The organism is Streptomyces sp. NPDC059679 (genome assembly GCF_042734105.1).
Classification (GTDB): domain Bacteria; phylum Actinomycetota; class Actinomycetes; order Streptomycetales; family Streptomycetaceae; genus Streptomyces.
This window is the reverse complement of record NZ_JBHWES010000198.1, coordinates 1-1,304: the sequence shown is the minus strand read 5'-3', so window position 1 is coordinate 1,304 and position 1,304 is coordinate 1. Positions and strand designations below refer to the sequence as shown.

2 protein-coding genes are annotated in these 1,304 nt (G+C 71.9%); one reads left to right on the top strand and one right to left on the bottom strand.

Features of this window, described 5'->3' with window-relative positions:
• The coding region (locus ACFV2X_RS55625) for an NYN domain-containing protein (protein ID WP_385631996.1) at positions 1-726 on the bottom strand (726 nt) is incomplete at its 3' end.
• 272 nt (positions 727-998) lie between these two features.
• Here ACFV2X_RS55625 and ACFV2X_RS55620 point away from each other — a divergent pair.
• Positions 999-1,193: a hypothetical protein gene (locus ACFV2X_RS55620; protein WP_385631994.1), complete on the top strand. Its 195-nt coding sequence runs from the start codon at positions 999-1,001 to the stop codon at positions 1,191-1,193.
• Positions 1,194-1,304 lie beyond the last annotated feature (111 nt).

The following is a 1,304-nucleotide window of genomic DNA, read 5'->3' as shown; positions in this document are numbered from 1 at the left end:
GCCCGGCCGCGTGGCGCCGTTACGGCCCGGGGCCAGGTCGCCGGGGACGCCCGGCACCCCGGAGACACCGCTCACCGCGCCCGCGGCGGCCGCGGCGGCGGTCTCGGGCAGCGGGGCGGAGAGGATGGCCGCGATCTCCGGCCGGGGCTCGGAGACGGGCGCGCACGCCCCGGTGAGGTCCTTGGCGCGGACGGCCCGGGTGATCCAGGCGCGGTCCAGGACCCGCCGCTCGTCGGCCTCGGCGACCAGGTCCTCCGACTGGTTGTAGTCGCCGTCGGCGGCCTGGACGGCCCACAGGTGGACGGCCACACCGTGTTCCTTGGCGGACATCAGGCCGGGCAGCAGATCGCCGTCGCCGGTGACGAGCACGATGTCGGAGCAGGCGCGGTTACGGGCCAGCTCGGTCAGCTCGGCGTGCATGGCGGCGTCCACGCCCTTCTGCGCCCAGCGGCCGTCGCTGCGGGTCAGTGCACCCAGCCGGACGGTGACCCGGGGCATGACGCGCAGCCGCCGGTGCTCGGGCTGGGGGACGCGGTCGGGGGCTCCGTCGAACCAGTAGATGCGCAGCAGCGGTCGCTCGGTCTCGGCTTCGGCGCGCTCGCGCAGTCCCTGGATGAGGGTCGCGTGGTCGACGGAGATGCGGGACCGGGCTGGCTCCCCGGCAAGCAGGCTCGCGGCGGCGCCCAGCAGATAGCCGGCGTCCACCAGGACGACGCAGCGGTCCACGTTCCACCCTCTTTCCTGAAGCGGTCCTCGGTTGCCCCCCGTGCACAGCCGTGCTCGTTTTCCTGTCTTCGGTCTCAACTGGAGTCTGCCCGACCGTACCGGGGTTATCAGTCCGAACTGGATCACTGGCGTGGCGGATACGGCCTACCCTCGAAGACCCCCCTTCTCACTCACCGTAATTGCCCGAAATGCAACCTTCGCTCGGGCGTGTCAGTGTTTCTTCCCGGAGGGCTCTTCCCTTGGGGGGCGATCCCAACTGGAGGCACAGCACCATGGCTAAGAACCGGAACCGCGACCGCAAGCAGCAGCAGCGCCAGGGCCGCGGGATGGCCGACCGTCCGGGTGAGCAGGCGCAGAACTCCCAGACGGACGCGCAGTCGCAGGCCATGCAGTCGGAGGGCGGCCCGGCGACGGCCCCTTCGAGCACCGCCCGTAAGGACCGGCAGAAGAGCTTCGGCCACAATTGACCGCCGCCGCACGGCGGTTGAGGGGGGGGGCCCGGGGGGGGCGCCCCCCCAAAAAAGAGGGGGCCCGCACCCCCCCGGGAATAAATGGGGGGCGGAACACCACGAAAGTAA